This window comes from Actinorhabdospora filicis (genome assembly GCF_030269765.1).
Classification (GTDB): Bacteria; Actinomycetota; Actinomycetes; order Mycobacteriales; family Micromonosporaceae; genus Actinorhabdospora; species Actinorhabdospora filicis.
In genome coordinates this window covers 319331-336633 of record NZ_BSTX01000004.1, presented here as the reverse complement: position 1 = coordinate 336633, position 17303 = coordinate 319331, and the positions used below count along the sequence as shown (strand labels likewise).

General features: G+C 73.2%; 17 protein-coding genes. 7 read left to right on the top strand and 10 right to left on the bottom strand.

The genetic code is table 11. From position 1 onward, the window contains the following. The first annotated feature begins 125 nt into the window (after positions 1-125). Positions 126-626 (top strand): hypothetical protein, encoded by a 501-nt coding sequence (locus tag QSK10_RS26535; RefSeq protein ID WP_285665809.1) that lies wholly within the window; start codon positions 126-128, stop codon positions 624-626. Here QSK10_RS26535 and QSK10_RS26530 read toward each other — a convergent pair. The 5 genes from QSK10_RS26530 to QSK10_RS26510 all read right to left on the bottom strand — a co-directional run bounded on the left by QSK10_RS26530 (position 623) and on the right by QSK10_RS26510 (position 8558). Next, positions 623-5059: a S1 family peptidase gene (locus QSK10_RS26530; protein ID WP_285665807.1), complete on the bottom strand. Its 4437-nt coding sequence runs from the start codon at positions 5057-5059 to the stop codon at positions 623-625. The two genes, QSK10_RS26535 and QSK10_RS26530, sit on opposite strands and share 4 nt — an antisense overlap. A gap of 290 nt (positions 5060-5349) precedes the next feature. After that, positions 5350-7068 (bottom strand): glycerol-3-phosphate dehydrogenase/oxidase, encoded by a 1719-nt coding sequence (locus tag QSK10_RS26525; protein ID WP_285666440.1) that lies wholly within the window; start codon positions 7066-7068, stop codon positions 5350-5352. Positions 7069-7102: 34 nt separating this feature from the next. Then, a complete protein-coding gene (locus QSK10_RS26520) occupies positions 7103-7297 on the bottom strand; it encodes a hypothetical protein (protein WP_285665805.1) in 195 nt (64 codons plus the stop codon). A 74-nt stretch (positions 7298-7371) separates the two neighbouring features. Beyond that, positions 7372-7590 carry a hypothetical protein gene (locus tag QSK10_RS26515; protein ID WP_285665803.1) on the bottom strand — a complete coding sequence of 73 codons (219 nt, stop codon included), beginning with the start codon at positions 7588-7590 and terminating at the stop codon, positions 7372-7374. 353 nt (positions 7591-7943) lie between these two features. Beyond that, positions 7944-8558, bottom strand: a complete 615-nt coding sequence (locus QSK10_RS26510) for a mycothiol-dependent nitroreductase Rv2466c family protein (RefSeq protein WP_285665801.1) — start codon at positions 8556-8558, stop codon at positions 7944-7946. Positions 8559-8623: 65 nt separating this feature from the next. On the opposite strand from QSK10_RS26510, the gene pdxR reads away from it, so the two are divergent. Continuing rightward, positions 8624-9976 (top strand): MocR-like pyridoxine biosynthesis transcription factor PdxR, encoded by a 1353-nt coding sequence (gene pdxR, locus QSK10_RS26505; protein ID WP_285665798.1) that lies wholly within the window; start codon positions 8624-8626, stop codon positions 9974-9976. On the opposite strand, the gene QSK10_RS26500 is transcribed toward pdxR, so the two are convergent. Continuing rightward, the gene (locus QSK10_RS26500; protein WP_285665796.1) at positions 9973-11037 is read right to left on the bottom strand and encodes an alpha/beta hydrolase family protein; all 1065 of its coding nucleotides are present in this window, start codon (positions 11035-11037) and stop codon (positions 9973-9975) included. The genes pdxR and QSK10_RS26500 overlap by 4 nt on opposite strands. 61 nt (positions 11038-11098) lie before the next feature. Then, positions 11099-11554, bottom strand: coding sequence for a nuclear transport factor 2 family protein (locus QSK10_RS26495; RefSeq protein ID WP_285665795.1), 456 nt, complete (start codon positions 11552-11554; stop codon positions 11099-11101). Between the two features lie 75 nt (positions 11555-11629). Between QSK10_RS26495 and QSK10_RS26490 the strand changes: the two genes are divergently transcribed. Beyond that, positions 11630-12514 (top strand): LysR family transcriptional regulator, encoded by an 885-nt coding sequence (locus QSK10_RS26490; protein ID WP_285665794.1) that lies wholly within the window; start codon positions 11630-11632, stop codon positions 12512-12514. A gap of 4 nt (positions 12515-12518) precedes the next feature. On the opposite strand, the gene QSK10_RS26485 is transcribed toward QSK10_RS26490, so the two are convergent. The 3 genes from QSK10_RS26485 to QSK10_RS26475 are packed head-to-tail and all read right to left on the bottom strand — an operon-like array spanning position 12519 to position 14910. Continuing rightward, positions 12519-13505 (bottom strand): glycine betaine ABC transporter substrate-binding protein, encoded by a 987-nt coding sequence (locus QSK10_RS26485; protein WP_285665792.1) that lies wholly within the window; start codon positions 13503-13505, stop codon positions 12519-12521. 32 nt (positions 13506-13537) lie between these two features. Next, positions 13538-14221: an ABC transporter permease gene (locus QSK10_RS26480; RefSeq protein WP_285665791.1), complete on the bottom strand. Its 684-nt coding sequence runs from the start codon at positions 14219-14221 to the stop codon at positions 13538-13540. Beyond that, positions 14218-14910, bottom strand: a complete 693-nt coding sequence (locus QSK10_RS26475; RefSeq protein WP_285665789.1) for an ABC transporter permease — start codon at positions 14908-14910, stop codon at positions 14218-14220. The genes QSK10_RS26480 and QSK10_RS26475 overlap by 4 nt, the downstream gene beginning before the upstream one ends. Before the next feature lie 3 nt (positions 14911-14913). Between QSK10_RS26475 and QSK10_RS26470 the strand changes: the two genes are divergently transcribed. The 4 genes from QSK10_RS26470 to folK are packed head-to-tail and all read left to right on the top strand — an operon-like array spanning position 14914 to position 17296. After that, entirely contained in the window at positions 14914-15885 is a 972-nt protein-coding gene (locus tag QSK10_RS26470; protein WP_285665787.1) for an ABC transporter ATP-binding protein, read from the top strand. Beyond that, the gene (gene mug / locus QSK10_RS26465; RefSeq protein WP_285665785.1) at positions 15878-16408 is read left to right on the top strand and encodes a G/U mismatch-specific DNA glycosylase; all 531 of its coding nucleotides are present in this window, start codon (positions 15878-15880) and stop codon (positions 16406-16408) included. Before QSK10_RS26470 ends, mug begins: the two co-directional genes overlap by 8 nt. Positions 16409-16427: 19 nt before the next feature. After that, positions 16428-16787: a dihydroneopterin aldolase gene (gene folB / locus QSK10_RS26460; protein ID WP_285665783.1), complete on the top strand. Its 360-nt coding sequence runs from the start codon at positions 16428-16430 to the stop codon at positions 16785-16787. Further along, positions 16784-17296 carry a 2-amino-4-hydroxy-6-hydroxymethyldihydropteridine diphosphokinase gene (folK, locus tag QSK10_RS26455; protein ID WP_285665782.1) on the top strand — a complete coding sequence of 171 codons (513 nt, stop codon included), beginning with the start codon at positions 16784-16786 and terminating at the stop codon, positions 17294-17296. The genes folB and folK overlap by 4 nt, the downstream gene beginning before the upstream one ends. Positions 17297-17303: the final 7 nt, after the last annotated feature.

Here is a 17303-nt window from a genome sequence, read left to right as displayed (position 1 = left end):
GGGTGGCTCCATGCCCTGGACACCACCCCGCCCCACCCACGGCCGTCCACCTGGGGTCCGGACGGTGGGAACCGCCCGCCCGCCGCGCGCGTCCTAAGGCCATGCGGGTTCTACGATGCCTCGCCGTGGCCGCGGCCCTCACCGCCGCGCTCGCGGCCTGCGCCTCGCCCGGTGCCGACACCGGCGCGGGCGGGCCCTCCTCCACCCCGTCCGCTCCGGCCACGGCCCAGCCGCCCGCCTCGTCGGCGTCTCCCGATGACGGGAGCAGGGTGAAACCGGGGTACGCGTTGCAGATCATCGTCACCAAGACCGGTGGTTTCGCCGGGCTGGAGCAGAAGGTCGTCATCGCCGAGGACGGCTCGTGGACCTTCACCGACTCCCGCGCCGGCAAGACCGAGACGGGCAAACTCGCCACCGCCAAGCTCCAGCAATTGCAGACGCTGGCCAAGTCGGACGGGCTGACCGCCCCGCCCGGCAAGACCGGCGAGAACGGCAACTGCGCCGACATGTTCATGTTCGGCATCACCGTGGGCGACACTGTCACCTCGACCGATGACTGCGGCAGGGCCCCCAACCAGGCCTTCGAGGACATCCTGGCGCTGGTGGTCGAGGAGACCGCCCTCTAGAAGGTCCGGTCCTCGGCGATGTCGAGGTGCCGGTCGAATGCGGCGGCGACCTCGTCGGGATCGCCGCCCTCGGTCATCAGCCGGAAGAGCTCCACGACGTCGGCGGGCAGGATGTCACCGGCCTCCGCCAGCAGGATCCGCGCCTCCTCCACCAGCAGCCGCTCCAGCGGGGCCTCGGCGTCCTCGGGCAGCTGCTCGCCGAAGGCGCCCAGGATCAGGTCCAGCAGCGGCGGCAGGTCGGCTCGGGGGCCGCAGCGCAGGGCGTGGAAGGCGCGTTCGCTCCAGTGCGCGACCGCCTCGGCGTCGGCGTCATCGGCGGCGGCCAGGACCCGCACGAGGCAGCCCATCACGTGCCGCCCGTACAGGCGCGGGGACAGCGCCACCCCCCGCTCCAGCAGGCTCTCGATCTTGTCGGTGCCGGTGACGGCCAGCGCGGCCGCCTCCTCCTCGCGCCCGGCGATGGCCAGCAGGTAGGCGCCGTACTCCTGGATGCTGGCGTGGATACCGGGTTCGGGCCCGTCATCGGCGTAGGGCTCGGTCAGCCGCAGGGACGCGAAGATCGCCTCGATCGCGCCGTCCAGATCGTCGTCGACGAACCGCAGCCACGCCCGGGTCTGGAGGCTGAACCCGAGCAGGACCCCGGCGATGCCGCCCAGGCCCATCAGCAGCGCGTCGGCCTCGTCCAGCATCGCCTCGGTGTCGTCGCGGCGGCCGGTCATGGCCGCCAGGCTCGCCTGGAGCTGGAGGCACTCGCCGAGCTTGAGGGACCGCGAGGCCGACTCCGGCAGCGCCCGCAGCGACGCCACCGCCCGGTCCAGGCACTCCACGGCCCGGGCGTGCTCGCCGATCTGCCCGTAGACCAGCCCGAGGGTGGAGTGGACGGCGACGATGTTGGTGTCGGTCCAGAAGGCCGGCGGCGCCTCCTCCAGTTCGGCGGCGGCCTTCTCCAGCACCTCCACCGCCCGCTCGCGTTCGCCGAGCATGGTCAGCGCGCGCCCGTACTGCGACTTCAGCGAGACCGCCAGGTGCGCGCGGCTGGGGTGGTCGTCGAGGTGGCGTTCGACGAGTTCGAAGCCCTGGACGACCAGCGCGACGGCGTCCCGGGCACGGCCGGTGGTGAGTTTGGCGACGAGCTGCGACTGGAGGGCGGTCAGGTACTCGGCGACGCGCGCGGGTTCGGGCGGGTAGACGGCGTTCATGCGCGCCCGGGCGCGCGCGGCGACGTCCTCGGTGAGCGCCAGGGACGCCAGGGGGTCGCGGAAGGCGTGGTACCCGGCGCTGAGGAGGTCCAGGTCGAAGGCGTCCTCGCCGAAGGACTCGCCCAGGCGCGAGCGCATCAGCAGCGCCTCGTCGAGGACGTCGGCGATCTCCATGTCCAGCAGGCCGCGCAGCTCGGCGAGGTTGCGCAGCGCGTTCAGCAGGTCGGCGCGCAGGTGCGGGTGCCGCTCGGCGAGTCCGCGCAGGACGCCGGTGAGCTCCTCGGCCACCCGCAGCTCGGCGGTGTGGTCGTCGCAGGCGTGCAGGGCCCAGGCGAGGTGCCGCAGGGTCTCCACCATGCTCATGCTCGGCCCGAGCGCGCGGTGGGCCTCGGCGGCGCGGGTGAGGACCTCCACGGCCTCGGCGTACTGGCCGACGTAGTAGTCGGCGATGCCTTCGGAGGCCAGGAAGTACGCGCGGCGTTCGGGGAGGTCGCCGGTGAAGGCGCGCAGCCGGTCGATGACGGCGACGACGCCGGCGTGGTCCTGGGCCTCGACGAGGACGCGGATCAGGAACTCGGCGGCCTCCGGCGAGGAGGTCGCGACGCGTTCGGCGACCCGGACCGCGTCGGCCGCGCCGGAGGCGGCGTGCACGGCCACCGCCAGGCGGTGCATGGCTGCGGCCCAGCCGGGCTCGGCGGAGTCGGGGACGTGCGCGGCCAGCCGCACGCCCCACGCGGTGACGTCGGAGCGGTAGTCGAGCCGCCCGCTGTGGCCGACGTGGAAGAAGCAGGAGTGGTGCCCGAACCCGGCGGGGTCGCCGGTGGGCGCCAGCTCGGTGACGGCGACGAGGGCGGCGGTGAGCCCGTAGGGGTCCTCGCCTCCGACGGCCTGCGAGAGGGCCCGGGCGGCACCGGCGTAGTCGCCGGCGTTGGCGTGGATGATCGCGCTGTTGACGAGGTCGCCGTCGGCGTGGCTGAGCAGGCGCGCCAGCTCGTCGCCGGTGACGTGTTCGAGGGCCGCCCCGTGCAGCTCCACGGCCCGGTCGATCTGGAGGACGGCGTTGTCGCCGAACCCGTTGGTGGTGTCGATGACGGCCATCGCCGAGTACAGCCGCGCCTGCGCCTCGGTGACCTCGGGCTGTTCCGCCAGCAGCCCGACGGCCTCGGCGGTGGTGTCGAAGGCCTCGGCGGTGCGCGAGAAGGCCAGCTGGTAGGCGGCCAGGTCGGTGAGCGTGCCCAGCAGGCCCGGCTCCTTGTAGTGGCGCATCCGGATCGCCACGAGCATGGCGAGGGCCCCGCGCAGGCTCCAGTGCGCCCAGAACGGGCCGGTGTCGTAGCGCAGGCCGTCGACGCGGATCTCGGTCTCATCGGCCAGCAGCCGCAGGACCGTCTCCAGCGCGGAGGCCTCCGGCCCGTTCCCGGCGAGGGCGGCCTCGGCCAGCTCGGGCAGGTGCCCGGAGAGCATCCCGCCGAGGGCGCGGCGGACGTTGGGACGGTCGGCGGCCAGGATGAGCGCGTCGAAGGCGTCCAGGACGCCCGTCCCGTTCCGCTCGTACATGCCGGCCACCAGCAGCGGCAGGTCCTCGGTGGAGCCGAGGAGTTCCTCGGTGAGCCGGTCGGGCCCGAAGACGAGGCGGTCGCCGTCGCCGGGGAACACCGTCGGCAGCCAGCGCGCCAGGACCCGGCGGGCGGCCGGATCGGCGTCGGGCAGCAGCGCGAGGCATTCGCGCAGGCCGTCGCGTTCGGGGGTGGTGAGGGCGACGAGGGCGACGGCCTGGCGGGCGAGGACGGGGTCGAAGCCCGCCGGGAGGGACCGCGTCCACACCCTGGTCTCGCGGGCCAGGAACTGGCGCAGCACGCCGCGTTCGACGCTCTCCCCGCGCGAGGCGAGCAGCGCGGCGATGTGCACGCGCAGGGGGTGGGCGAACTCCTCGCCGGTGAGCGGGACGGGTTCGGCGTCCACGCCGCCGAAGGCGGTGACGGCGGCGGTCCAGTGCTCGGCGCGTTCGGCGTCGGTGAGGTGGTGCACGTTCAGCGCGACCACGGGCGGTTCGGCGGCGTAGCCCTCGGCGAGCCCGGTGACCTCGGTCCACCAGGGCGCGTCGCGCAGGCCGTCGGCGGCGGCGTTGGCGCGCGCGACGAGCAGGAGCCGCACGGGCGCGCCGTGGCGGCGGGTCATCATGGCGCGGATGAGGGCGGCGACGCCCGCGGCGAGCGGCTCGGGGTAGTCCACGACGAGCAGGACGGGCCGGGTGATCTCGGGGTAGGGCGCGGCGCCGTAGGCGTCCTGGAGGGCCGATTCGGCGAGGATCCCGGCGTCCCAGCCCGCGGCGGTCATCTCGCCGCACAGGTGCCCGGCGAGGCGGGTCTTGCCGGCGCCGCCGTCGCCGGTGATGACGGCGACGTCGAAGCGCGCGGGCCCGGCGCACCAGGCGCGCAGCTCGTCGAGGACCTCGTCGCGGCCGCAGAAGGGCACCACGGCGTACTTCGACAGCAGCAGCTGCCAGTCGGAGGCGCGTTCGGGCAGCGGCTCGACGGGCGGGACGAGCAGCCGGTCGACGGTGGGCACGTCGCGCCGCACGACCGTCTCGTCGTGATCGCGCCCGGCGCCGGTGAGCTCGGCGAACTCCGGATCGCGGACCAGCACGGCGGCGGGCACCACCAGCAGCCGCGTGCCTTGGAAGGCCGACTGGTCGTAGACGGTGACGCCGAGGACCTGCCCGCCCGGCTCGGCCAGCAGGGCCGCGCCGGACATGCCGCGCCATAACGGCTCGTCGGAGGTGTCCAGCCGGGGCGTGCGCACGTTCACCCCGTAGCGGCCGTGCCGCACGCCGGTGCCGTAGTCGACGGTGCCGCGCATGGTCTCCACGTCGCGGACGTCGCCGATCTTCGCCGCGCGCGGAAAACCCCGCGCGACGACCGGGACGTCGTCCCCGCCGGGCGAGCCCCAGCGCGTGTAGCGCACCGCCGGGTCCTCCGCCCAGGGCGCGTCGGCGACGCGCAGCAGCGCGGCGTCCACCCCCGCCGGGCCCTCCCAGACGATCTCGGCGTCGGCGGCCCGGCCGTCGACGGTGCGCACGCGCACCCCGCCGCCCTCGTCGGGCAGGGCGTGCGCGGCGGTCAGGACCAGGTCGGGAGTGACGGCGTAGCCCGTGGACGTCCGTCCCCCGGCGCGCACTTCGACGACCCGGTGCAGTCCCTGCGCGCGAGCGGCGGCGTCGAGCGGCATGGGCATGGCCCCTCCCCACTGTCTTGTGTGGAGGGTAGCTCGCCGTGACCACCCGCTGCCTCAGCGATCATGGCGGGGTGGGGGCGGGGTGGCGACGGGGTGGGTGCGCGCGGGGTGGCGCGGCGGTCCTCGCGGTGGGCGTCACGCACGGCGCCGGCGGCGGGCTCAGCCGGAGCACTCACCTCAACCCCGCCACAGGCTCCGGCCACGGTGTTCATGGCGGGCTAAGCCGAAACCCTCACCCAACCCCCGCCACAAACCCGCCCGCCGCATCCACGGCGGCCCCGCCCGCAGGGCTACGGGTGCGCGATCCGCACGTCCAGCGCGCCGAGCCTGGCCGCGTCGGCGGTGGTGTCGTCGGGCTGGGTCTGGGAGTCGCGTTCGGCGGCGACGCGGGCGAGGTAGTGCCCGATCTCGCGCTGCCGCGTCGCGTCGTCCCAGCCGAGTTCGCCGCCCATGAGCGCGGCGACCTGCTCGACGGTCTCGGTCCCCCGGTGCGGTGTCTCGATGGAGATGCGCGTGCGGCGGGCGAGGACGTCGTCGATGTGCAGCGCGGCCTCGGCGCGGGCGGCGTACACGACCTCGGCGGCCAGGTACTCGGGCGCGCCGATGAGCTGCGCGCCCAGGTCCGGCCGCTCCTCGATGAGCGCGAGGACCTCCAGCGCCAGCGACCCGTAGCGTTCCAGCAGGTGCTCGACCACGCCGACGGTCGTCCCGTGCCTGCGGGCGATGCCGGAGCGGTCGGCCCACGCCGCGTGGAAGCCGTCGGCGCCCGCGAGCAGCACGTCCTGCGTCCGCGAGGGCCGCACCTCCCCGAGCCGCTTCGAGGCCAGGTCGACCACGTCGGAGGCCATCACCCGGTAGGTGGTGAACTTGCCGCCGGCGACCAGCATCAGGCCCAGCATCGGCTCCACGACGGCGTGCTCGCGCGACAGTTTGGACGTCTGGTCGTCCTCGCCGGACAGCAGCGGCCGCAGCCCCGCGTACACGCCCTCGATGTCGGAGGGCCTCAGCGGCCGGTCGAGGACGGCGTTCACGTGGTCCAGCAGGTACTCGATGTCGGCGGCCGAGGCGGCCGGATGCGCCCGGTCGAGCGTCCAGTCGGTGTCGGTGGTCCCGATGATCCAGTGCCCGCCCCACGGGATGACGAACAGCACCGACTTCTCGGTGCGCAGGATCAGCCCCGCGTCCCCGTTGATCGCGCTGCGCGGCACGAGCAGGTGAATGCCCTTGCTGGCCCGCACCCGCAGCCCCGGCCGGTCGGTGAACATCTGGCTGACGTCGTCGCTCCACACACCCGTGGCCGCGATGACGGTCCGCGCGTGGATCTCGTACTCCTCACCGGACTCCATGTCCTTGACCCGCACGCCCACCACCTCGCGCGCGTCGCGGATGAGGTCCACGACCCGCGTGGACGTGAGCACGTGCGCGCCGTACCCCGCGGCCGTCCGCGCGAGGCTCAGGACGAACCGCGCGTCGTCCACCTGCCCGTCGAAGTACCGGATGGCGCCGTGCATGCCGTCCTGCTTCAGCGAGGGGAAGAGACGCCGCACCGCCCGCTTGCTCAGGTGCCGATGCCACGGCATCCCCCGCCCATGCCCGAAGGCCGTGGCGAGGGTGTCGTACAGCGCGACACCGGCCCCGTAGTACGCCCGCTGCCACACCGGCGCTTCGAGCGGCACCAGGAACGGCACCGGCCGCACCAGATGAGGCGCCAGCCGCGTGTACAGAAGCCCCCGCTCGGTCAGCGCCTCGTGCACCAGCCCGAACTCGAACTGCTCCAGGTACCGCAAGCCCCCGTGAATGAGCTTGCTGCTGCGCGAGGACGTCCCCGCCGCCAGGTCCCGCGCCTCGACCAGCGCGACCGAGAGCCCCCGGCTCGCCGCGTCCAGCGCCGCCCCTGCCCCCGTGACGCCCCCGCCGATCACGACGACGTCCAGCTTGTCCCGCCGCACGGCCCGCACGTCCTCGTCCCTGCGAGCAGGACCGAGACGGCTGGCGGCGTTACGGGTGATCTTCGGATCGCGTGGCACGAGTGAAACGGTAGCTCTAGTTAGCACCCTCGCGGGGGTGGGATGGGGCACATGTCGGAGTTTCGGGTGGTGAGGGGTTGCGCAGGCCGCCGATGAACCCCGCGACGGCGAGCCAGAGGTAGCCGAGCACACCGGCCGAGACGCCGATCAGCAGCTGAAGCGCGAAGCCGTCCATGACGACCGAGATCGCCGCCGCGGTGACCGTGACCACGGCCAACGGAGGGAGCCACCAGAGGTGGCGGATGGTGGCCCGCGCTCCCGCGAGCCCGGCCCTCACCGGCGACATCACGGCCTCTCGCCCGCATCGACGCGGGCCGAACCCGGCTCCCGCAGCCCGGCTGCGAAACCCGCCGCCACGAACAACGCCGCCACCCCGGCCCCCACCGCCGCCGCGCCCACCAGGCCGGACACGAGCCGGTACTCGCCCACGTACAGGCCGTAGAAGAAACCCCCGCCCGTCGCGCCGGCGATCATCCACCAGAAGCCCGCGAGCAGGTCTTTCACACTCGCCACCCCCGCCCGCAGGCGCGTCACCGGCCGACTCCCCGTTCCGCTCGACGAGCGGTGGCGAACCCCGCGAGCACGCAAGTGGTCAGCCAACCGAGCGCACCCCCGAGCGCGGCGAGCACACCCGCCACCAGCCCGAGTCGCACGCCGCTGACGATCGCGCTGGGGGCTGCCACGATCGGGCACTGCCAGCCCATCTTCCGCATGACCCGGCCGGTCTCACGGAACACGGCTCGGGCACGGCTCGTGGGCACACGAACGTCATCGGGCACTGCGGGCATGGACACCTCACGGGCGAGAAGGCGGGCCCGATCATGGTCCAACTCCTCGCCCGCACCGTCAAGATCACCTCACGCCGTGTCCGGCCGCGGCCGGTTCCCGCGCTTCAGCTCGTAGAACCCCTTCGACCGCGCCAGCGCCATGACCCCGTCCAGCACGACCCCGGCCTCCTCGCCCTTGGGGATCGGGGTGATCACCGGCCCGAAGAACGCCACCGGCTCGCCGTCGGGGCCGGGGAGGTGGATGGTGGGTGTGCCGAGGTCCTCGCCGACGAGGTCGAGCCCGGCGTGGTGGCTGGCCAGCAGGGCGGTGTCGTGCTCGTCGGAGTCGGCGGCCAGGGCGAGGGCGGGGTCGTGGCCGAGGTCGGCGAGGACGTCGGCGTAGAGCTCGGGGCCGATGGTCTCCTTGCCGCGGTGGATGCGGGTGCCGATCTCGGTGTAGAAGTCGCGCAGGGCGGGGTTGCCGTACTTCTTCTCCACCGCGATGGCCAGGCGGGCGGGGCCGAGGGTGTCGCCGAGCCAGCCGCGGTACCACTCGTCCACGTCGCGTTTCTCGTTCAGGATGTGCAGGCTCATCACGTGGAAGTTCACGTGGACGTCGCGGACGGTCTCGCTCTCCAGCAGCCAGCGGGAGGCGTTCCAGGCCCAGGGGCACTTGGGGTCGAACCACATGTCGATCTCGGTCATGTGATGAACTTACGACCGTGATTGGCTTGCCGTAAGGGCCAATTCTCATGCATCTGGAGGAGCCAATGGAGCTCTCGCTGACCGGTCCCGGCGACCTGGCCGCGCGGCTGTACCGGGCGCTCAAGCAGGCGGTCCTGGACGGCCGGTTGCGCGAGGGCGAGCGGCTCCCGGCCTCGCGGGAGCTGGCCGCCGACCTCGGCATCGGCCGCAACACCGTCACCGTCGCCTACGAGCGGCTCGCCGCCGAGGGCTGGCTGAGCGCGCGGGTCGGCGCGGGGACGTTCGTGGCGGGCCGGACGACGCCGCGCTCGGCACCGGCCAGGCCGCGCGAGGACGCGCGCAGCGACGGTGAGCCCGACGTGCGGCGCTTCCGCTTCGACTTCCTCGTCGGCGTACCGGATCCCGCGCTGTTCCCCTACGACGCGTGGCGGCGGCTGCTGTCCCGCGAGGTGCGGCTGACCAAAGTGGACACACCGGGATACCGCGCGCCCGAAGGGCATCCGGGGCTGCGGGACGCCATCGCGCGGCACGTCGGCCTCGCCCGCGCGATGCGCGCCACGCCCGCCGGGGTCCTGGTCACCCAGGGCGCGCAGCAGGCCCTGGACCTGGCCGCGCGGGCGCTGACCCGCCCCGGCGAGGTGGTCGCCGTCGAGGACCCCGGCTACCCGCCCGCGCGGGAGCTGTTCGAATCGCTGGGCGCGAAGGTCGCGCGGGTCCCCGTCGACGACGAGGGGCTGTCCACAAAAGACCTCCCGGACCGGGCGAAGCTGGTCTACGTCACGCCCTCCCACCAGTTCCCGCTGGGACGCCCCATGTCACTGCGGCGCCGCGAGGAACTCCTCACCTGGGCCGCGAAGCACGACGCCGTCATCGTCGAGGACGACTACGACTCCGAGTTCCGCTACGAGCAGCGGCCCCTCGACCCGCTGCACTCCATCGACCACAGTGGACGCGTCATCTACGTCGGCTCCTTCTCCAAGGTGCTGTCCCCCTTGCTGCGCCTCGGATTCCTCGTCGCGCCACCCGCGCTCATGCCCGCCCTCGCCTGCGCCAAACGGCTCGCCGACTGGCACGGCGACTGGTGGACGCAGGCCGCGCTCGCCGCGTTCATCGACGAGGGCCTGCTCGCCCGGCACGTCCGCAAGGCCACCAAGATCTACCGGGCGCGCTACGACGCGCTCACGAGCACCCTCGTCGAGCGCGGCTTCACGCCCATGCCGGGCGCGGCGGGCCTGCACGTGGCCGTGCGCGTCGACGGCGACGACCACGAGGCGGTGGACGCCGCCGCGCGCGCCAGCGTGCGCGCACATCCGCTGTCGCGCTATGGCGGCGTCCACCATGGACTCGTGCTCGGCTTCGGCGCGATACCGGTGGAGGCCATCCCCACCGGCATCGCGCGGCTGACCAGATGCCTTTAGCCCCAGCGGGTCACGCCCGCCGGCGGATGGTCGAGGACGAAACCGGGCAGCCCGCGCAGGTGCCGGTCCAGGAACGCCCCGACGAGCCCCCGGGTGAGCGCGACGGCGCGCTCGCCGGTGATGGTCTGCTCGGGATCGGGCAGGCCCAGTTGCCCGGCGAGGACGGCGGTGTCGCCGAAGGACATGTGCGCGGCGCCGTCCACGGTCAGCCAGCGCCGCCAGCCGCCCAGCCCGTTCCAGGCGGTGTCCCAGTCGGTGCCCGCGCCGCGCGGGTGCCCGCCGGTGGTGCCGAGCATGAGGAACGCGCGGTCCACTGTGGGCGGGATCTGGAAGGAGCCGTCCATGTTGATCCCGGCCTTGATCCGCGGATCGAGGGCCATGGCGTAGGCAGCGGCGGCGCCGCCGATGGAGTGCCCGGCCATCGCGATCCGGGCCGGGTCGATCGGCCAGCGCGGCAGCAGCGAGTCGAGCACGAAGGACGCGTCGGCGCCCCGCCCGCGCACCACTTTCGGCCCGTCATCGCCCAGGCAGGAGTCGCAGTCGGTGGTGTGCCCGTCGGGGAACGTGATCCCGAAGGCCTCGTAGTTGTGGTCGATGGTGACCACCAGGTACCCGCGCGAGGCGAGGTCCTCGGCGAGGGACGTCAGGGACCAGCGCCCGGCCCCGTAGCCCGGCGACAGCAGCACCGTGGGCAGCCGCCACGGCGCGACGATAGGAGCGTCCACAAGGGACCTGGTCGGCACGGTCGTCAGGACGTCCTTGGGCCCCGGGACCTCGTAGGCGGTCAGCGCGAGCGTGGACTCGGCGGCCGTGGCGTACTGCCGCGTCCGCCCGTGCGAGGCGAGGGTGGGGTAGCGGACGCTGACCATCAGCTCCCGGCTCTGCTCCGGGTGCCACGGATCGGGCCGGGCGGCGTCCACGAGGTGCTCGTCGTGGACGCCGACGGCGAACGGCCCGGTCGGCGCCGGGAGGGACAGGTGGGGTGACGCGGATGCGGACGCGGGCGCGGCGGCGAGCAGGACGCCCGCCATCGCCACGGCCGCGATGAGGCTCTTTCGCATGAAACCTCCATGTGGGTCGCGGTCAGCATCGCCCGGACACCGACCGTCCACATCGGGGGAATCACCCGAAAATCGCCCGGGGATCCCCTGTGTACCAGAGGTTCGACAGCCGCAGGTGGGAGATCACCCAGCGCGAGCCGTCGCGGACCAGCGTCACGTCATAGATGTTCTTCAGCAGCGCGTGCACCGAGTGGTCGGCGGACAGGAGGTGCTGCGCCTCCACCAGCGCCGTCGCGGTGGCGGTGTCGCCGTCGACGGTGGCGCGCACGTTGGTGATGGTGTGGGAGGTGTCCACGCGCCCGGCGAACAGGCCGGAGATGGCCGACACGATGACCTCGCGGCCCTCCATGAGCGGCGAGGCCGCGCCCCAGCGCTGCGAGACGGGGTCGAAGTCGACCACCGCGTCGGGCGCGAAGGAGGTCGCGAAGAGCGCGTAGTCCTTGAGGTCCTGGCCATAGGCGAAGCGGTACAGGGCGTCGGCGATCTCGGTCCGGTCGGTCAGCTCTTCAGGAGTCATGCCTCAAGCCTCGCCGGATCACACCCCGCCCACCACGGCGAAGTGCCGCACACAAGTTAAGCGACACTTAACGATGTGCTTGAGCGGCAAGAGACCGAGACCTTCCTGACCTTGGCCGAGGAGCTGCACTTCGGCCGGACGGCGGCCCGCCTGCGCCTGTCCACCGCCCGGGTCAGCCAGCTCGTGCGGCAGCTGGAGCGGCGGGTGGGCGTCCCGCTGTTCCACCGCGCCTCGCGGCCGGTGCGGCTGACCCCGATCGGCGCGAGCCTGGCGCGGGACCTCCGCCCGGCCGTCGCGGCGATGGACGCGGCCGTGGACGCGGCGGTCGCGGCGGGCCGCGGCACCGGCGGCGAGGTGCACGTGGGCTACCTGTCGGCGCACGTGGGACGCCTGGCGCAGCGCGCGGCGGCGCTGTACGCGTCCCGCCACGGGGGCGTGGTCCGCGCGCACGAGGTCCGCCTGGCCGAGGCGCTGGAGGGCCTGCGCACGGGCGCGCTGGACGTCCTGCTCGGCCATCACCCGGTGGCCGCGCCCGACATGACCGCCGGCCCGGTCCTGATCAGCGAGCCGCGCGTGCTGGCCGTCGCCGACCGGCATCCGCTGGCCCGGCGCTCCTCCGTGCACGCCCGCGAGCTCACCCGCAACCCGGTGATCACCGCGTGCTGCGCGCCGCTGCCCTACGAGGCCGACGTGCCCGAGGGCCCGGGCGCCGACAGCTTCCAGGAGGTGCTGACCCTGGTCGGCGCGGGCCTGGGCGTGTTCCCGGCGGGCGCGCACGCCGCCGACTTCTATCCCCGCCCGGACGTCGTGTACGTCCCCATCGAGGACGCTCCCCCGCTGGAGTGGGGCCCGGTGTGGGCGACGGAGGCGGCCACCGCGAAGGTCCGCGCGTTCACCGAGGTCGCCGTGGAGACCGCCGGGTACGCCGAAGGCCCCGGCGTACCGGGGCCTTCGCGATGAGGAACTAGGCGGCCAATCCACCGTCGGTGGACAGCACCGCGCCCAGCGAGGTCTGGCCCGCCTTGAGCGCCTGCTGGCTCAGCGGCCCGATGTCCAGGGTGGAGAACTGCCCGAACTCGATGCCGTACTTGTCCTTCAGGCCCAGCTGGCAGAAGGGACGCTGCGGGCACTCCGGCGGTCCGCCGAGCACCGAGGCCTTGCCGGAGCACTTGGCGGCGAAGTCGGACAGCGACTTCACGCCGTTCTTCTCGGAGAACTCCTTGGTCACCGCGAAGGCGTTGGTGTCGGCGGCGGCCGAGGCGGCGCCGACGGTCAGGCCCTGCTTCTCCGCCAGGCCCTTGAGGGCGGTGACGGTGGCGTTCACGTCGCTGGAGGCGACCGGCTTGGCGCCGGCGCCGTTGACCTTGCCGTTGAGGAACTCGGCGAGGGTCGCGGCGTACTCGGGGACGATCTGGACGTCGCCCTTCTCCAACGCGGGGGCGTACAGCTCGCGGTTGCCGACGTCCTGGGTCTTGGCCTTGAACCCGGCGCCTTCGAGGGCGATCTTGTACAGCTCGGCGATGGTGTTCGACTCCGAGAAGGTCGCGAAGCCGACGGTGATGTCGCCGGACCCGCCGGACAGGCCCTCGGTGAGCTTGTTCGCCTCGGCGAACTCCTTGGCGGCCTGCGCCGGGGTCTTGCGGTCGACGTCGACCGCCTTGTTCAGCGCGGTGAGCTTGGGGGTGTCGAGCGCGGCGGCGACCTTGTCGACCGCGGCGAGCAGGGGCGCGCTGGAGGCCTTGGCGTTGACCGCGGCGATGATGTTGTCGGCGTTCTGCAGGCCCTTGTCGTCGGTCAGCAGGACGAGAGAGGTACCGGCCACGGGCGCGCAACCGGCGCCCGCCACGTCCTCGGGCGCGTTGGTCCCGGACTGGCCGGCCTTGCCGCAGGCGGCCAGCGCCAGCGCGAGCAGCCCGATGGCCGGGACGGCGATGAGGGATTTCTTGGACATGCCCGAGACCCTACATAAATTGTGTGACGGAATCAGGCGCGATTGTTAAGCGCGCGCGGTGTGAGCAGCTTCTCAAGCACGGCGAGTAGTCCCTCGATGAGCAGCGCGAGTCCGGCCACCAGCACGCCCCCGGCGAGGATCTGCCCGCCGCCGACGGACATGCCCAGCCCGAAACCCTGCGAAATGATGACGCCGAGGCCGCCCCCGTTGACCAGCGCCGCCAGCGTCGCCGTCGCCACGACCTGCACCGACGCCGTCCGGAAACCCGCGGCCATCTGCGGGACGGCCAGCGGCAGCTCGACCCGCCACAGCACCTGCGCGCCGGACAGGCCCATGCCGCGCGCGGCGTCCCGTGCCGCCGGGTCGCATTCGCGCACGCCGGTGTAGGCGGTGGCCAGCAGCGGCGGGATCGCGAAGACCGCCAGGGCCGGGACGACCGAGGGCGCGCCGAAGCCGAGGGCGGTGAGCGGGAGCAGGCTCAGCAGCGCCAGCGTCGGGATCGCCCGCGACACGTTCGACACCATGACGGTGAGGCCGCCGCCGCGTCCCCTGTGGCCCATCCACACGCCCAGCGGCCAGGCGATCAGGCAGCCGAGGAGGACGGCCAGCGCCGACAGCCACAGGTGCTCGATCAGCCGGTCGATGACGCCGTTGGGGTTGGTCCAGTTGAGGGGGTCGTTGATCCAGTTCAAGGCTTGTTCGAGGGTGTCGCTCATGCCCGCGCCCCCTTCGTCCACGGCGTCAGAAGGCGTCCGGCCCAGGCGAGAAGGACGTCACACACCAGCGCGAGTGCGACGCACAACACCGTGGCGGTGAGGATCTGCGGTTTGTACAGGTTGTTCCGGAAGCCCGACAGGATCAGCCCGCCGAGGCCGCCCTTGCCGAGGACCGCGCCGACCGTCACCAGCGCCACCGTGGACACCGCCGCGATGCGCAGGCCGGTGAGGATGCTCGGCATGGCCAGGGGCAGTTCGATGCGGGTGAGCATGCGCATCCCGCCGTAGCCCATGCCGCGCGCGGCGTCGCGGACCTCCTCGGGGACCTGCCGCAGGCCCGTGAGGGTGCCGCGCACGATGATGAGCAGCGCGTACATGACCAGGCCGACGAGGACGGTGGTCATGGTGAGCCCGAGGAAGGGCGCCAGTAGCGCGAACAGGGCCAGGGAAGGCACCGTGTACAGAACGCCCGACAATGCGAGGATGGGTGCCGTCAGCCAGCGGGCCTTGTAGGCGAGTACCCCCAGGGGTACCGCCAGGAGGGCCGCGAACAGCATGGTGAGGGCCGTGAGCGTGACATGCTCGGTGAACGCCGCGCCTAGTGCGTCGGCGTTGTTGCGAACGTAGGACCACGTGAACCACGGGTCGGAGTTCGCGGCGAGCGCGTGCCCCGCGACTGGGAAGGACATGACATGGACGCTACCGCCGCAGCGGAGATCGAGCTGGCCGGTGTGCGCAAGGAATATCCCGGCGGCAGTGTCGCGGTGGCGAGTTTGGACCTGGTGGTCCCCGCCGGCTCGCTGACCGTCCTGGTCGGACCGTCGGGTTCGGGCAAGTCGACGGTGCTGCGGATGGTCAACCGGCTGATCGCGCCCACGGCGGGCGTGATCTCCCTCGACGGGCAGGACGTCACGAAGTCCGACGTGGTGGCTCTGCGCCGCAAGATCGGCTACGTGATCCAGCACGTGGGCCTGTTCCCGCATCAGACGGTGGCGCAGAACGTGGCGACGGTCCCGAAGCTGCTGGGCTGGGACCGTAAGCGCGTCTCGGCGCGGGTGGAGGAGCTGCTGGACCTGGTGGGGCTCGACGCGGGCCTGCACGGCAAGCGGTACCCGCATCAGCTGTCGGGCGGGCAGCGGCAGCGGGTGGGCGTGGCGCGCGCGCTGGCGGCCGACCCGGTGGTCCTGCTGATGGACGAGCCGTTCTCGGCGGTGGACCCGATCGTGCGCGGGCGGCTCCAGCAGGAGTTCCTGCGGCTCCAGGAGACGGTCCGCAAGACGATCCTGCTGGTCACGCACGACGTGGACGAGGCGGTGCGCCTGGGCGATCACATCGCGGTGCTGTCGGAGGGCGGCAAGCTGGAGCAGTTCGCGCCCCCGGCGGAGCTGCTGGCGCGTCCGGCGAGCGCGTTCGTGGCCGAGTTCGTGGGCGCCGACCGGGGCGTGAAGCGCCTGTCGGTGACGCCGATTCCGCGGCAGGGGCTGCGGGCGGTGGGCGAGGTGGACGGCGGGTCGCCGCGCCTGCCGGTGTCGGCGACGCTGTACGACGCGCTGGCGGCGCTGCTGGAGGGCGGGACCGGGCACGTGGTGGTCACCGACGGCGAGGGCGAGCTGGGTGCGATGAGCGCCGACGACATCTACACGGCGGCGACCACCGGTGATTGAGGACGTCATCGCCGACGGCCTGGACGTGCTGTTCTGCGGGATCAACCCGGGCCTGATGTCGGAGGCGACCGGCCACCACTTCGCGCGCCCGGGTAACAGGTTCTGGCCGGGGTTGTTCAAGGCGGGGTTCACGCCCCGCCTGCTGCTCCCGGCCGAGCAGGGCGAGCTCCTGACGTACGGCCTGGGCATCACCAACGTGGTCGCGCGGCCCTCGGCGAAGGCCGACGAGCTGTCCAAGGCCGAGATCCGCGAGGGCGGCGAGCGCCTGGCCGCGCTGGCCGAGGAGCGGCGTCCACGCTGGATCGCGGTGCTGGGCGTGGGCGCCTACCGGACGGCGTTCCGGCGTCCCAAGGCCGCCGTCGGCCCGCAGGAGGCGGGCATCGGCCCGGCCCGCGCGTGGCTGCTGCCGAACCCGTCCGGCCTGAACGCGCATTACACCCTCGACGGGATCGCCGCGGAGTTCGCGCGGCTGCGCGAGGCCGCCGACGTGGCCGACGAGAGAGTGACCGACCTGACCGCCTGAGGCCGGATACCGTACGTGGGTGACCGACCGCATCCACCTCACCGGCCTGACCGTGCGCGGCACGCACGGCGTCTACGACTTCGAGCGCCGCGAGGGCCAGGACTTCGTCGTGGACGTGGTCTTGGAGCTCGACACGCGCCCGGCCGCGTCCTCCGACGACGTCGCCGACACCGTCCATTACGGAGAGCTGGCCGGGAAGCTGGCCGCGATCGTCGGCGGCGAGCCGGTGAACCTCCTGGAAACCCTCGCGCAGCGCCTCGCCGACGCCTGCCTGGCCGACGCGCGGGTCGCGGCGGCCGAGGTGACCGTCCACAAGCCGCAGGCGCCCATCGAGCTGACCTTCGGCGACGTGGCGGTGTCGATCAGGCGCGAGCGGTGACGCGCGTCCTGCTGTGCCTGGGCGGGAACCTGGGCGACCCGCTGGCCGCGTTCAAGACCGCGGTGGCGTCCCTCGGCGAGGCCGTCGAGGAGGTCTCGGAGGTCTTCGCGACGCCCCCGTGGGGCGACCCGGACCAGCCGCCCTACCTCAACGCCGTGGTCCTCGCCTCGGGTGAGCGCACGCCCGAGGAGTGGCTGGACGCCGCGCAGGCCATCGAGAACGCCGCCGGGCGCGTCCGTGATCCCGGGCGGCGTTTCGGTCCCCGCGTCCTGGACGTCGACATCATCGCCGCCTGGGACGACGCGGGCGCGCCGATCGTGTCGGACGACGAGCGCCTGACGCTCCCGCACCCGCGCGCGCACCTGCGGGCCTTCGTGCTCGTACCCTGGTCCTCGATCCAACCGGAGGCGGTCCTCCCCGGCCACGGCCGGATCGGCGGCCTCCTGACCGGGCCGACCCTGGCCGCCGACGCCCGCGAGGTCAACCCGACGGGCCAGAGCCTGCGATAGGTGACAC

Bases quoted from the DNA above. Each gene is read 5' to 3' on its own strand.
- QSK10_RS26510 (WP_285665801.1), bottom strand. From the start codon at position 8,558: ATGACCGAGATCGACATGTGGTTCGACCCCAAGTGCCCCTGGGCCTGG.
- QSK10_RS26485 (WP_285665792.1), bottom strand. From the start codon at position 13,505: ATGTCCAAGAAATCCCTCATCGCCGTCCCGGCCATCGGGCTGCTCGCG.
- QSK10_RS26495 (WP_285665795.1), bottom strand. From the start codon at position 11,554: ATGACTCCTGAAGAGCTGACCGACCGGACCGAGATCGCCGACGCCCTG.
- QSK10_RS26500 (WP_285665796.1), bottom strand. From the start codon at position 11,037: ATGCGAAAGAGCCTCATCGCGGCCGTGGCGATGGCGGGCGTCCTGCTC.
- QSK10_RS26470 (WP_285665787.1), top strand. From the start codon at position 14,914: ATGGACGCTACCGCCGCAGCGGAGATCGAGCTGGCCGGTGTGCGCAAG.
- pdxR (WP_285665798.1), top strand. From the start codon at position 8,624: ATGGAGCTCTCGCTGACCGGTCCCGGCGACCTGGCCGCGCGGCTGTAC.
- QSK10_RS26480 (WP_285665791.1), bottom strand. From the start codon at position 14,221: ATGAGCGACACCCTCGAACAAGCCTTGAACTGGATCAACGACCCCCTC.
- QSK10_RS26530 (WP_285665807.1), bottom strand. From the start codon at position 5,059: ATGCCCATGCCGCTCGACGCCGCCGCTCGCGCGCAGGGACTGCACCGG.
- QSK10_RS26475 (WP_285665789.1), bottom strand. From the start codon at position 14,910: ATGTCCTTCCCAGTCGCGGGGCACGCGCTCGCCGCGAACTCCGACCCG.